The organism is Nostoc sp. UHCC 0251 (genome assembly GCF_034932245.1).
Classification (GTDB): Bacteria; Cyanobacteriota; Cyanobacteriia; order Cyanobacteriales; family Nostocaceae; genus Nostoc.
In genome coordinates this window covers 1-13,814 of record NZ_JAYGHD010000105.1, presented here as the reverse complement: position 1 = coordinate 13,814, position 13,814 = coordinate 1, and the positions used below count along the sequence as shown (strand labels likewise).

The 13,814-nt window shown below is 40.8% G+C and carries 15 protein-coding genes and 2 pseudogenes; 5 read left to right on the top strand and 12 right to left on the bottom strand.

Translation table 11 applies throughout. The annotated features are described in order from the left end of the window. Window positions 1–287: 287 nt before the first annotated feature. Complete coding sequence (locus VB740_RS13605; RefSeq protein ID WP_323200522.1) at window positions 288–563, top strand: hypothetical protein; 276 nt, start codon at window positions 288–290, stop codon at window positions 561–563. Between the two features lie 48 nt (window positions 564–611). Here VB740_RS13605 and VB740_RS13600 read toward each other — a convergent pair whose 3' ends face one another. From VB740_RS13600 to VB740_RS13585, 5 genes and pseudogenes are all read right to left on the bottom strand, one after another. Continuing rightward, window positions 612–3,302 carry a GAF domain-containing protein gene (locus VB740_RS13600; protein WP_323200521.1) on the bottom strand — a complete coding sequence of 897 codons (2,691 nt, stop codon included), beginning with the start codon at window positions 3,300–3,302 and terminating at the stop codon, window positions 612–614. 161 nt (window positions 3,303–3,463) lie between these two features. Beyond that, on the bottom strand, window positions 3,464–4,609 hold the full coding sequence (locus tag VB740_RS13595; RefSeq protein ID WP_323200520.1) for a glycosyltransferase family 1 protein: 1,146 nt from the start codon (window positions 4,607–4,609) through the stop codon (window positions 3,464–3,466). A gap of 10 nt (window positions 4,610–4,619) precedes the next feature. Beyond that, a pseudogene (locus VB740_RS36780) lies at window positions 4,620–4,793 on the bottom strand (hypothetical protein); the annotation flags it as partial. Window positions 4,794–4,842: 49 nt separating this feature from the next. Next, window positions 4,843–5,997: an NAD-dependent epimerase/dehydratase family protein gene (locus VB740_RS13590; RefSeq protein ID WP_323200523.1), complete on the bottom strand. Its 1,155-nt coding sequence runs from the start codon at window positions 5,995–5,997 to the stop codon at window positions 4,843–4,845. A gap of 132 nt (window positions 5,998–6,129) precedes the next feature. Then, window positions 6,130–6,660 (bottom strand): hypothetical protein, encoded by a 531-nt coding sequence (locus VB740_RS13585; protein WP_323200519.1) that lies wholly within the window; start codon window positions 6,658–6,660, stop codon window positions 6,130–6,132. Between the two features lie 220 nt (window positions 6,661–6,880). Here VB740_RS13585 and VB740_RS13580 point away from each other — a divergent pair, with 220 nt between their 5' ends. From VB740_RS13580 to VB740_RS13565, 4 genes are all read left to right on the top strand, one after another. Beyond that, window positions 6,881–7,516, top strand: a complete 636-nt coding sequence (locus tag VB740_RS13580) for an FHA domain-containing protein (protein WP_323200518.1) — start codon at window positions 6,881–6,883, stop codon at window positions 7,514–7,516. Window positions 7,517–8,052: 536 nt separating this feature from the next. After that, complete coding sequence (locus tag VB740_RS13575; protein WP_323200517.1) at window positions 8,053–8,406, top strand: hypothetical protein; 354 nt, start codon at window positions 8,053–8,055, stop codon at window positions 8,404–8,406. Between the two features lie 96 nt (window positions 8,407–8,502). Then, window positions 8,503–10,014: an AAA family ATPase gene (locus VB740_RS13570; protein WP_323200516.1), complete on the top strand. Its 1,512-nt coding sequence runs from the start codon at window positions 8,503–8,505 to the stop codon at window positions 10,012–10,014. A 140-nt stretch (window positions 10,015–10,154) separates the two neighbouring features. Beyond that, window positions 10,155–10,505 carry a DUF1257 domain-containing protein gene (locus tag VB740_RS13565; RefSeq protein ID WP_015136553.1) on the top strand — a complete coding sequence of 117 codons (351 nt, stop codon included), beginning with the start codon at window positions 10,155–10,157 and terminating at the stop codon, window positions 10,503–10,505. 80 nt (window positions 10,506–10,585) lie between these two features. On the opposite strand, the gene VB740_RS13560 is transcribed toward VB740_RS13565, so the two are convergent. The 7 genes and pseudogenes from VB740_RS13560 to VB740_RS13535 form a co-directional block, all read right to left on the bottom strand. Continuing rightward, window positions 10,586–11,152, bottom strand: a complete 567-nt coding sequence (locus tag VB740_RS13560) for a HEPN domain-containing protein (RefSeq protein WP_323200515.1) — start codon at window positions 11,150–11,152, stop codon at window positions 10,586–10,588. A gap of 4 nt (window positions 11,153–11,156) precedes the next feature. Then, window positions 11,157–12,344: a DUF262 domain-containing protein gene (locus VB740_RS13555; RefSeq protein ID WP_323200514.1), complete on the bottom strand. Its 1,188-nt coding sequence runs from the start codon at window positions 12,342–12,344 to the stop codon at window positions 11,157–11,159. A 71-nt stretch (window positions 12,345–12,415) separates the two neighbouring features. Further along, window positions 12,416–12,682: pseudogene (locus VB740_RS13550) on the bottom strand (Uma2 family endonuclease); the annotation flags it as partial. 77 nt (window positions 12,683–12,759) lie between these two features. Then, window positions 12,760–12,996, bottom strand: a complete 237-nt coding sequence (locus VB740_RS13545) for a XisI protein (RefSeq protein ID WP_392532794.1) — start codon at window positions 12,994–12,996, stop codon at window positions 12,760–12,762. Continuing rightward, window positions 12,912–13,118: an element excision factor XisI family protein gene (locus VB740_RS36775; protein ID WP_416289794.1), complete on the bottom strand. Its 207-nt coding sequence runs from the start codon at window positions 13,116–13,118 to the stop codon at window positions 12,912–12,914. Before VB740_RS36775 ends, VB740_RS13545 begins: the two co-directional genes overlap by 85 nt. Further along, complete coding sequence (locus VB740_RS13540; RefSeq protein ID WP_323200513.1) at window positions 13,106–13,522, bottom strand: XisH family protein; 417 nt, start codon at window positions 13,520–13,522, stop codon at window positions 13,106–13,108. Before VB740_RS13540 ends, VB740_RS36775 begins: the two co-directional genes overlap by 13 nt. A 46-nt stretch (window positions 13,523–13,568) precedes the next feature. Beyond that, on the bottom strand, window positions 13,569–13,814 hold a 246-nt coding region (locus VB740_RS13535), incomplete at its 5' end, for a Uma2 family endonuclease (protein ID WP_323200512.1).

The window sequence follows — 13,814 nt, the reverse complement described above, 5'->3', positions numbered from 1 at the left end:
TAGCTCACAATCTGCTTAATTTGTCAATGCCTTCTACTGGACTGGCTCTCTAGGAGGAAAGTCAAATATTCGCTTTCGTCACTTTAGCAGAAACTTTTTTTGTAACTTTTACAGTAAAAGTATTTGAAGCTTTCTTTTTTAGTCTAGAAATCTAAATCAACCAATTCCCGCATAATTAATTGGAAAAGGAGTTCTGTGGTTCGAGTTCCCGCAGTCTGATGACAGTAAAGATTAGGGTAACTAAATAATTCAGCTTTAGAGATTCAAATACAAGGGGAGTTGAATAATTGGAGAACAAAATAGTGAACAAGGATGATTTTCTATATCCACGTGGGCGCTACTATGGTCAGGTAAAGCCGGAAAACTTGGTTTTTAATGCCAATCTACAAGAATTTGCCCAACGAGTAAGCTACATTTGCAACCTCGAAACAGGTGGAAAACTGCCTCCAGGTGAAGCTTACGAACAAATAAAGGATCTATGGAAACAGTTGAAACGCTCAAAAAAAGAGCTAAAAATTGGCGAAGATCCATTTCAGAATGACCAGGGGGAGGTTGAAGGTTGAATAGGGCATTGGGCATGGGGCATTGGGCAAATGACTAATGACTAATGACTACTTACTAAGCATTGTCCAGACACCATCCCAAGACTCTGGGGGCGGCGTTCGTTGGTAATTACGCGCCCGTTCTAGGTGGATATCAACAGCTTGATCTTGGGGTTGGATGCATTTGGCGGCTTCAAAACAGGCGATCGCTTGTGAGAAGTTGCGCGATAAATAAGCCGAGCGTCCAGTATGATAGTGAAATAAAAATTCTTGAGTGTTGGCATCTAGAGGGATGCTGCGATCGCCAATTAACTCGTAGATATTTACCGCTTGGTGTTTCCCTTTGACTCGAATTCTATCTAACTGGCGCACCCAAATGCGATCGCTGCAAAGTTGATAAGTAAATTCGCTTAGAATTATATCACAACCATAATCCTTAGTTACTGCTTCCAAACGCGAACTCAAATTTACGCCATCTCCAATTACGGTGTAATCCATCCGTTTGCGAGAACCAATATTACCCGAAACCACTTCTCCAGAACTAATCCCAATGCCAATATTAATTTGTGGCTGCGCTTCAATAATTCGCCGCTGATTAAATTCCTCTAAACGGTGTCTCATATCTAACGCTGACTGCACAGCCCTCCAAGCATGATTTTCTGTAAGTGGTAGCGGCGCACCAAATACCGCCATTAAGGCATCACCAATAAATTTATCAAGAGTGCCTTCGTAGTTGAAAACTGCCTCTACCATCGTTTCAAAATATTGATTGAGCAGCAATACCACTTCAGCTGCACCGAGATTTTCCGTAAGTGTTGTGTAGCCTCGGATATCAGAAAACAAAATTGTTACTTCCTTGCGCTCACCCACCATTAAAGCATCTTCCCCCAGAGCCATGATTTGTTCGGCTACATGAGGCGTTAGGTAGCGAGACAGAGTAGTTTTCATCCGTTTTTCCTGGCTGATGTCTTCCAACACCACCAAACCACCCCGGACATCGCCTTCAGGATTAGTTAAGGGATTAACAGTCAGATTTGTGCTGCGTTCTAATGTTTGCACCTCATCAGCGCTAAGAAACTCAGCTTGGGAAGTGAGCGGTAGATTCCAAGGAATGAACACATCGGGGTTAGTGCGATCGCGTACTGCTAAAATTGAATCTGGAGTCCTAAATTTTGATTCTGGAGTTTCACTTTTAACTCCTAACCCTTCTCTACGAGAGGCTTCTCTTTCAGAGACGCTAACGCGAACGCCAACGGCAGGTGTTACAGTGAGCTTGTCGAACTGCTCAGGGCATCGTTCCTCACTATTAACTTGAGAAATTCCCACTATCAAACTTTGCTCTGGCACATAATGTTTAGCTCCAGTTTTTAAACTATCTTCTAGCCGCATTTGGAGATTTTCAATCGGCACAACTTCCCAAACTAAACGACCAATCAAATTTTGTTCCCACGAAAGCTTGTTGCTCTTAGTATTAGCGTCTCCTATTGGACAACCCAGTAACTCCAGTGCCGCATCATTAATCGTGACAATACGTCCTGTCATATCTGTAGAAATGACCGCATCTGATAAACTTTGTAAAATGTCTTTTTGATACTGTTTTTCTAACAGCACGTTTTCAAATAAGCGAGCATTTTCTAAAGCAACTCCTGCCTGGATATTAAAAGCCCGCATAAACTCTTCATCAGAAGCAGTAAAACTGTTTTGTTGCTTATTAATTAATTGTGTTACACCAATTAATTCATTTGCAGAATTAAATACTGGCAAACACAGAATATTGCGAGTTACATACCCGGTTCTTCTATCTGTAGTCGGGTCAAAACGGGGATCTTTATAAGCATCAGAAATATTTAAGGCTTGACCAGTGGAGGCCACATAGCCAGCAATACCACGGTTAGCGGGAATACGAATTTCTATCAAGTTTGTGCCATCTGCCGCCGCTGCAACTTTTGTCCAAAGTTCGCTCATCTCTTTACGATATAAGAACAGTGTGCTGCGGTCTGCTTGCATTAAAATTCGAGCTTGCTCCATGACTATCTGCAAAGTTGCTTCTAAATCCAAACTTTGCCCCAGTGTCTGAGTTGCCCGCAACAAAGCCGTTGCACCTCTTTGATTACGAGCGGCTACATAAAAAGATTGGCAGCTTTCCAGAATAATACCAATAGAAGCAGCAAAGTCCCGAAAACGTTCTTCATCATCATGATTAAACGGAACATTCCCGGTTTTATTAGCCAGTTGCACTACTGCGACAGTCTGGTTTTTGCTACTGATAACAGGCATACATAAAATATTGTGGATTTTGTAGCCCATTTGTTTTTCAAGTTCTGGGCTAAATAAGGGATGAGTATAAGTTTCAGATATATTTAGATATTGACCTGTACTAGCAACATGACCGGGAATAACTGCTGTAATGGGAGTCCGAATTTCTAAGAACTTTTGGGTATTATCTTGAGGAACTTTTGACCACAGTTGACCTTTATCATAGTCAACTAAAAAAATAGCTGTGTGTTCTGCTTGCAGGATTTGACCAATTTTGAGGGTGATAGCTTCTAGCACCTTCTCCAACATAATTTCTAGAGTTTCATTATTAATCAGTTCAATGGCTCTAAGAAATTGCTGGAACTCAGCAGTTATGAAGTCCAGTAAGCAAACAAATTCATTAACAGATAAGTCTTTTACACGACGCAGTAGAGCGTGAGTACGATTAACTTGAGTCAGTTCAGTTAATGTAGCCAAGACGCTGCCGGGGTTGGGAAGTGTCACGTCGCTTTGCTCCGATATTCAAAATTCAAAATTCAAAATTAATAATCCCCATAAACAAATGGGCTTGTATCATGAGTCTGTTTCAGTCATGAGAATTTTAGATTTTAGATTTTGGGCATGGGGCATTGGTTATTAATTCTTCTCCCCCATCTCCCCACTCCCTACTCCCTACTCCCTGATTTTGCCAACTTTTCAGAAAATATTACCTTTTGATAATAATCTTGTAGCTGCTTGGTGGCAGATGGCCAACCCCAACTTTCTGCTTCCCGGCGAGCATTTTGACGGATGATGTCTCGTTGTTGTTTTTCTTCTAAAAGGCGAATAGTAGCAGCGATCGCTCCTTGAACATCTGCTGTTGGCTCAAATAGATATCCATTTACCCCATCTGTGACAATATCGGGAATTCCCCCAGAACGGGCTGCTACTACTGGACAGCCAGCTGCCATCGCTTCTAGTAATACTAAACCTAGTGTTTCTGTACGGGAAGGAAAGATAAAGGCATCAGCACTCGCAAAGGCAGAACCTAATTCTTGCCCCATAAGATACCCAACAAAATAAGTGTTTGTGCCAGCAAAGTGTTTTTGTAAGGCTTCACGGTGCGGGCCATCCCCAACCAATGCTAACCGCGCTTCGGGAATTGCTTCTAAAATTGGTTTGATGCGCTCAATTTCTTTTTCAGCAGAAAGCCGCCCCACGTAAAGTAGCAATGGACTTTCTGGATGATTTTTTGATAGGCGCGATCGCATCTCTACACTAGCTAAATCCGGGTGAAATAATTCCGTATCCACCCCACGCTGCCATAAATCTACACGTTCAATACCATGTGCTGTCAGTTCCTCCACCATTGCTGTTGAGGTACACAGATTTAAAGCAGCTTGATTATGAGCGCCTTTGAGCAGTTCCCAAAGAAAACCCTCCAGCATCCCCAAGCCGTAATGCTGGAGATATTGGGGTAAATGGGTGTGATAAGACGCTACTAACGGTATTTTGAGGATTTTGCTATAAAATATCCCAGACAAACCTAAAACTGCTGGGTTCACAACATGAATAACATCTGGCTTGAACTCTTCTAAGGCGTACCCAATGGCTGGGCGGGGAAGTGCCATTTTCAATTCTGGATACAATGGCAGAGGAAAGCCAGTAACGCCGTAAACTTTAGCGCCTTTGTGTTCTGTAATGCCTCCATCAGGGGCAATCACCAGCACTTGATTACCACTACGCTGTAAATGGTCAACAGTATGGCGCAGACGCGTTACAATGCCGTCAACCTTGGGTAAAAAGGTTTCGGTAAATAAAGCAATTCTCATATAAAACTATTCAGTCCAGGCAGATAATCTCAGCTTCAGGGTGCATTTTGCTATTAAACACAGAGTAAACTGTCTTGCGTGCTGTAATCAATTCTGCACAGTCAAAATAACTGTCGTAAACGGCAAATTTAGTAATAGCTGGACGATACGCCTGATAAATAATAACTAATTGGTCGTCATATTGTGCTAAGACATGACGACCAGTTTAAACCCACGATTTACTGGGGTTTACCCTAATTTCTATGCCAAGAGACTTTGGGCATGATTTGTTTGTGATCAACTCGCGTCTGATACTTGATGGCAAAGTTTAACAGAGAATCGAGTAAAGAATCAGAAAGTAAGTGAGGCTGTAAACCTAAATCGAGCAATTTAGTGTTTTTAGCGTTGAAGTAATGTTCTTCTTTCTCGACTCTGGGATTATCTAAGTGATTGATTTCTACATTCAATCCCATAGCGTTACCAGCTTTTTTCACCATCAATGCCAAGTCACCGACGCTAAATTGTTCGGTAAATTGGTTAAATACGCGGAATTCACCAGCTTCGGCAGGGTTAGCGATCGCTAATTCCACACATCTGACTGTATCCCGAATATCCAAAAATCCGCGAGTTTGTCCACCTTTACCGTAGACAGTTAACGGATGTCCAATCGCTGCTTGAATGCAAAAGCGGTTTAGTGCAGTACCAAACACACCATCGTAATCAAGCCGATTAATCAATAGTTCGTCCATCCCCGTTTCTTCGGTTAAGACGCCATAAACTATACCCTGATTTAAATCCGTTGCCCGCAATCCCCAAATCCGGCAAGCAAAGTGGATGTTATGACTATCATGAACTTTGCTTAAATGGTACATCGAACCGGGCTGCTTGGGATAAGGTAGGGTATCCTTGCGTCCATTGTGTTCAATGGTGATATACCCTTCTTCGATGTCGATGTTGGGTGTACCGTATTCGCCCATCGTCCCCAGCTTCACCAAATGACAGTCGGGGAAATCTTCCCGCATAGCGTACAGCAAGTTCAACGTACCAACTACATTATTGACCTGGGTAACAACTGCATGTTCTCGGTCAATCATAGAAAATGGGGCCGAACGCTGTTCACCAAAATGCACCAGAGCATTTGGCTGAAATTGCTGTAATGTTTTATGGAGAAATTCGTAATTAGTAATATCGCCGATGAACAAATCGATAGATTTACCCGTCAAATCTTGCCAGCGCTGGAGACGTTGTTGAATTAGTGCGATCGGAGTGAGAGTTTCGACACCAAGTTCATTATCCCAATGCCGCCGCACCAAACTATCTAAAATTCCAACTTCATAACCTCGATTGGAAAGGTAAAGAGCAGTTGCCCAACCGCAATATCCATCACCACCAATAACCAGGACTTTCATCTTCACCAGTTTTTACTCGCTGATAGCTAAATCTATCAGGTTTGTGTACCCTCTCAATCATCATTCTGGGAGAGATGTTTTTTGGGGAGCAGGGAACTGGGGAAAATGGGGGAAATTTTCCTAACTTTTAACTTAGGATTTCGGAATTCGATACTGCTGGGCAATGTAATAAAAAAAACGGTAGTAATCTTGAAATTCCTGGCTCTTGCTTCGTCCTTGCCAATAGTATTTAACTTGATTCTGAGTTAGTGTCAGTGTCATCGAGCCTACTTGTTGATCAACTTCTACAACCATTACTCCAGATACTCCTTGGGCGGTTTGAAAGTTGGATTTTATCTTTTTTGCGGACTCTTGTTCTGTAACAATCGAATTTGATAGCTGCTGACTTGCCCACCCCCGAATTTCCACGGAGTTATCCTGTGGTGAAATAAACGCAATTCCATCATCATTTTCTGGGGCTGCTAAAGAAATCCAGTTACTCGGGTAGGGAAATTCAAAGCCGTAACGAGAGTTATTGTAAGTTTTCCAGGCGATCGCTCCGGTGTTAAAATCATTTGCAGTACAACCCCACAGGATTACTAACAGCGCAATAACTCCGCTAACGCTGGGGGCAAACCGATAAATTCTTTGCCCCAAACTACAGGTTTTATTAGCAGTAGCCATTTACATTACACATTTTGCCAAAGTTACTGATTGTATTGAAGTACCAGAAATTCAGATCAATACCTTCGCCAATTTACTAGCTATTCTCGAATCCGTAAACTGCTGAAGAAACTGCACCACAAGAGGGCTAATTAAAAATTCGATAATATTCAGGATATTTACCATTCTCTTTTGAATTCTCAGTAGAGAAACTTATAAAGAGTGCTTTATTAGACAATTTATGCACAGTGCATCTCAGACAGCCGAGCTAACTTTGGAGCTTTTTCACTTCCAAACCAATGCATCTTTACAATTTCCAGCAAATCTTTCTGTAATTTGCATCGGTAAGCCAAACGACCAAAAACCACCAGATATTGATATCTCTGGCTTACCAGATTCGGATGTGGCATCTCGCATCCACGCGCAAATTTGGATAAATGGGGATGAATACCATATTACCGATTTGGGCAGTTCTAATGGCACATACATTAACGGTACGAAACTTCAACCTCAAGTTTTTTTTCCACTACATCCAGGAGATAGAATTTCCCTTGGGCAGGGAGAAAAAATAACTTTTATGTTTAGGGTGCAGCAGCACTCTGCATCTGCCACAACAAATCCTCCGCCAAACTCCGCGCCTACAAAAATTACAGCGCCTACCATCGGCAAAGAAGAGGAACAAGTAATCCTTGCCAGCAAGCTCATTGGCTTAGGACTAATCCTCGCAGGCATTACATTTTTAAGTACAAGTATTTATGTGAGCGTCTACTTACGCAGCACACCTGGAATTTTGCTGTGTATCGGAGGTGTAGTAGCTCTAAATTGGAGTGGGCGCGATAATCGGAAACTGGGATGGGTGTCAATACTTTTCGGTTAAGCATTTTTAACTCGGAATCGGGTTTGGGGTAAAGGGTAAAGGGTAAGGGTTAAAGGTTTTTTCTTTCCCTTTTTCCCTTTCCCCTTTTCCCCTTAACCGAGAAGTATTGGGATGGGTATTGATTGGCATAGGAATTGCTCTATTCCTTGCCAGTGGTGTTGTAATTGGCTCTGTGTCTCTTTTTTCTATACTGGTGTCATTTGCTGGCATCTCTTGTGGATATCAGTTGTTTGCAACCGGAAAGGTGTTCAACTTTAATCCGCTTACGTTCCAAATAGTTAAAAAATCAGCCAACTCAGGCAATCATTAAATTAGCGATCGCTAATTCCCATTGAGGTTTCAGGTTTTGAGTGCCTAGTCCCTAATTAGTTCTGAGAGGTTTGTAGTCAGCTATTTATCACTCAATAAACAGCATTTCAATCTCAGATGTGAACAAATGTAACAAAATTAGCGTCAAAACGTTTTACTGTCTTGACAACTAATAGAAGAACCGATAACTTGATATACATACCCGGGTAAGACCGTTAAAGAGTTATATGCAAACGCAAACTAAGCAAAAGGTCACTTTGTATTTATCGCCAGAGTTGCACAGAAAATTGAAGATTCGATCAGCAGTCGATTCAGAACCAATGTCAGAACTTGCAGAACGTGCCCTCGTTTTTTATCTATCAAATTCAGAATTGGTTGACGAGCTAGAAGATTCTTCTTATGGGCGGACTCATAGAGTTTATTCATGCCCAACTTGTGATAGCTCATTAGTCTTACGTGATGGGGAACTAGTTACTTTAGGCAATCAACCAGGAGTAGTTGGTCAAGAGCATCTTTCCATTGATGAAATGGATGAAAATGAAACCCATCCCAAGGGTGAGGAAGAATTAGTTCCTTGCTAGATAAATAGAAATCATGAATGAATAATTCATAATTCGGTTGTCTTTACCAGAAGCAATGTCTCTACTGTCTCTATTAGGTCTCAAGTAGGTCGATGTATGAAAGAAGAGCTCAATATCCTAATTCAAGCTCAATACCCTTTAATCTACCTTGTGACCTCCGAGGAAGAGCGGGCCGAGCAAGCAGTTTCCACGATCGCCCAGTCGTTAAAGCCCCAGCGCCGAGTATTTGTTTGGACAGTAACACACGGCATTGTGGAGTATGGTCAACCCCGGAATGTCACCCAACACAACACCGTGTCTCCAGAGGCGGCGATAGAGTGGATAATCCGCCAGAAAGAACCCAGTATATTTATTCTTAAAGATTTACACCCCTTTATTGATGCGCCTGCAACAAACAGATCGTTACGTGATGCGATCGCTAGCTTTAAAGGTACGCAAAAGAACATCATTTTGATGTCTCCAATGCAACAAGTGCCTATAGAGTTAGAAAAAGAAGTTGTTGTTATCGATTTTACACTACCAGATATGGTAGAGTTAAATAAAGTACTGACTCAGCACGTAGACCAAAATCGTGGTCGACGGTTGACAACAGAAGCTAGAGAAAAGCTTCTCAGAGCAGCTTTAGGTCTAACTAAAGATGAAGCTGAGAAAGTCTACCGAAAGGCGCAGGTAACTACAGGGCGTTTGACGGAAGATGAAGTAGATATCGTTTTATCTGAGAAAAAGCAACTAATTCGGCGCAATGGAATCTTAGAATACATTGAAGAAGATGAAACCATTGATGCTGTAGGTGGCTTAGAAGAGTTAAAAAGATGGCTCAAGCAACGCTCTAACGCTTTCACAGAAAGAGCAAGAGAGTATGGTTTGCCTCAACCGAAGGGGATGTTAATTCTTGGTGTTCCTGGTTGTGGTAAGTCATTAATTGCCAAAACTACTTCCCGGTTGTGGGGTTTACCACTACTGCGGTTGGATATGGGGCGAGTCTATGACGGCTCAATGGTGGGACGAAGTGAGGCAAATCTGCGAAACGCCCTGAAAACAGCAGAATCTATTTCCCCAGCGATTTTGTTTATCGACGAATTGGATAAATCCTTTGCTGGTAGTGGAGGTTCCTCTGATTCTGATGGGGGGACTTCAAGTAGAATCTTCGGCTCCTTCCTCACATGGATGCAAGATAAGAAATCACCAGTGTTCGTGATGGCAACTGCCAACAGAGTAGAACGCTTACCTGGGGAGTTCTTGAGGAAAGGACGCTTTGATGAAATTTTCTTTGTCGATCTGCCAACACCGGAAGAACGGCAAGACATTTTTAATATTCATCTGACCAAACGCCGTGAAGACATCTCTAGATTCGATCTTGAGCAACTAGCCAAAATGTCTGATGGCTTTTCTGGGGCAGAAGTTGAGCAAGCGATCGTTGCGGCAATGTATGAAGCTTTTGCCCAAGATCGGGAGTTCACCCAACTAGATATTATTGCTGCACTGAAGGCAACATTGCCGCTGTCTCGAACGATGCAAGAACAAGTAACGGCTCTGAGAGATTGGGCCAGACAGCGCGCACGCCCCGCAGCATCCTCCGTAGCTGAATATCAGCGAATGGAGTTTTAAAAGCTTTCCTCTGCCATCCCAGGGGGAAAGGCTAGCTCTGAATGCTAGCAGTTTAAAAAAAAGCCGCATCCTGCTAACGCGGCTTCGCCCAAAACAAACCGTTGTCGTTTTTCTCAATCTTCTCATTGGAGGAAACCCAAATGTCTCACTTTAGCACCCTGCGTACCAAAATCACCGATGCCGAAATCCTCAAGGCTTCCTTGCGCGACCTCGGTATCAGCGTAAAGACTGAAGCTGATGTCCGTGGTTACAATGGTCAGCGCGTTCGTTCTGACATCGTTGCCGTATTGGAAGGCGAATATGACCTCGGCTGGTCTCGCAATAGCGATGGTTCTTTTGACCTAATCGCTGACCTGTGGGGCGTTGCTAAGAAGCACAACCAAACCGAGTTGATCAACTCCATCAACCAAAAGTATGCCGTTAACAAAACTTTGGCTGAAGTAAAACAGCGCGGTCTGCAAAACGCCAATGTGAAGTTGGTATTGCAATAACAATTTCTCTGCGCGTTCCCAAAGCTGCACGGGTTAACCATATAAATAGCGGTTAGCCCGCTTTTTTATCGGGATTGAGTTTATTTCTCAGTCCCGATTTTTTCGGCTTCATTTTTTTGTACGCATTGGCGAAGCTTATCAGGTAAAGCATTCACAAATACTAGAGCATCTTTGTAAAGTAGATAGATTTCATCAGATGTTTTTTCTAGAGAGAATGTACCAAAATCTTGATGAACTAATCTATTTCTTTCGCGTCCTATTTCAAGAAATGCCTTAATAGATGAACTCATCTGTTCGCTATTTCTAACTTCTTGTTTGATAAAATTTGAAAATATATCACCAAATAAACCAAAAAAACTATTTGCATTTGTATCTTTCCAATTGAAATACGTATGATATTGTCTACTTATAGCCTTATTACTGACAAAGGAAACTAAAAGCTCGTTTTTGTTAGATATTTCACCCATGTATTCGAGAATGTCATTAGTTATACGGTGTTCAAAATAACTTGCTGCGGATAAAAGTAAAGCTTTTCTAAAATTTTCATCTACTGTATTTCGGAGTGATATTTCATTTCCTTGTTCAATATATTCTATTAAAGTTTTAAACTCTTTATAGAGCCTATCAACACCTGTTTCTTCTAGCACTTTTCTACCCTTGAATACCTAAAATATCTTTAGCCCGTTTTAAACGAATTTCAACATTTGTCTTTTTTGTTGTGCCTTCTGAGGAAGCCTTTATAAACTGTCCATCGATTTCTATTTGCTTAATTTTACTAATGTCTACAGGAGAATCTAAAAACTCATGCTGTAAAAATATTGGTTTACATACACTGGCAAATACAGCTTCAAAAAGTGCTATATGAAAGCGTTTGTTACGTTTTCCAATAAATGGATCTTCAAGCAAAGATTCAAACTGCCTTAGAAATGATTTAAACAAGTTCTCAAGATAATCATTTTGCTCTTGAGTGTTTTTTCTACTCCTTCTTGAAAAATTATTTAAAAATTTTGGTAGTGAAGGAGCATAGTCTTCTCCATCAATCAGCATGGCAAAACCTCGAAGTAAAAGCTCAACGTCTTTCATGTGAATATCTGGCTCATTCATTTGTAATAATTTTCGCCATCCTTCTTCCATATTTAGACGATTAAGCATTTCGTAAAAAGGAGAATGATATAAGCTGGCTCTAATCTCTTGCGGATACAAATTAACACCACCCGAATTTAAACGATTAAATATTTCATATATTGAAGAACTATCATCTTTAGGGAAATTTTGTTTAACTATTACGTTCCGAATAGGCCTAAGCTCAAACTGTGTTTTGTAGTCACCTAAAGTGTGGTAATTAAGTCCTTTAAATTTATTAGGCTGTTCGGGAAGCTTTTGTGTAAGACTTAGATCAAACTTACTAAAATAATTTTCGTTGCTCAAGATTTTATCAGGAATAGAACCATCTTTTTCAAATATTCTTCTTAGTTCAACACGTTTCTCCTTAAGAGGAAATCTACCTTTAATGAAATAGTATATAGACATTAATCGTTGCTGTCCGTCAATAATTAAGAACTTATTTCTTGCTTCTTCATATAGAAAAATTTGTGGGATTGGTAAACCTAAAATTATTGATTCAATCAGCTTAGATGCTCTGTTTATATCCCAAACATAATTTCTTTGAAACCCTGGTATTTTAACAGCACCAGATTCCATAAAATTGTAAATCGTTATTACATTAAAATCATTTGGTGTAGAGGTTAAATCATATTCATCAATTTGAAAATCATCCTCTTCGTCAGCATAATCATTAAACCAAATTTGTTCTTCATCAAAAGGGTAATTATTATCCATAACAAAAATTTTTGCTTTTACTATGCACTGTTCGGTTAGTAATACATTATACTCACTCTTATACCTTACATCTATAGCATCTTCCTTTGTTGAGTGTCTAATACCTCAACCGCAATATTAGGACGATAAATAAACACTTGGCGTTGTTTTCTATCAATTAACCAACACAGTTGCGTGCCATTATCAATATACTCTTGCATCTTATCTTGCAAAACTTATAAGCGATCGCTCTGGGAACGCAATTCAATTACAAACTCAGGACAAATCGGTGCAAACTTTTTTCGCAGTTATGCTGGTATCGCTTCCCAGCGATCGCGTTTTATCCACGCTGCACTTGGTAATGTCTAAGACGGGCTATTCGGCGTCGTACCGCGATTTATCTGAGTGATTGGGTTCCTTTTAACCTTCAGCCATCTTAACCAACAGCGAACTCGGTAAATTGTCTTTTAAAGGGGGAATGAAAAGCCAAAACGATGTCTTTTTTGGGTATACCTCGACTAATAAGTTCATTGGCAATACCTCCTTCTGTACCATCGTGTTGAATCCAAATTTTTTCGTTTTTAATATCTAAATGCAAAACACAGCCATATACACGGCGCTTATTTGACCACCCCGCATGAACAACTTGGTAGCGATGCCTACGGCGGGGCAAAGCCCAACGCGTTCTCTATCAAAAATAACTTCTGCTTCGACTTCTTCATTGCTGGCTTTGATTTCGCTGTAAGCTAGCAAAAGTTCTTGAATAAGTTGACGGTACTGTTCTACTTTTGCCATTTTACGATCGCCTCCTCTTCTGGATCGAAAACAATCAGCCGAACTTGGTAACGTTGGATTAATAAAGCTGGCAGTTCTAAAGTAAAAAAAGAGCGATACGTGTCTAAGGGAACTGCTAAATATAGAAGTCTCTCAGGTTGTTCTTCTTCAAGTGCTAATTGATATGTGAGATACTGTCCTAAAGCAGTACTAAATTCAGTTGTAGTAGATGGAGCAACAAAGCTTTTAACTTCAACCGCAATTTTTTCTTGATTTCGTTCAGCTGCTAAAATTTTCTCTGCACCAAGGTCGATGTACATATCCAAACCACCAAAACGCAGAAAAAGCGGGTCATTAGTGATGAGCCAGCCCTCTTTTTCCAAAGCGCGTTTTACTGCATCATGGAATATGTCTTTCGCCGCCATAGATTCCTATAATTTTGATTTCGGTACTATAAAACTAGCTTACTCCCTACCAAACCTGACTTAAATCTAAAACAAACCCAGGTAACAACGCTTCACCATAAAGTGTCTTAGGATTATCTAATTGTTCAACTGCAATATTAGAACGATAAATAAAAACTCGGCGTTGTTTTCTATCAATTAACCAACCAAGTTGCGTGCCATTATCAATATACTCTTGCATCTTATCTTGCAAAATTTGCAAGTTATCAGTTTCAGAACGCAATTCAATCACAAACTCAGGACAAATCGGTGC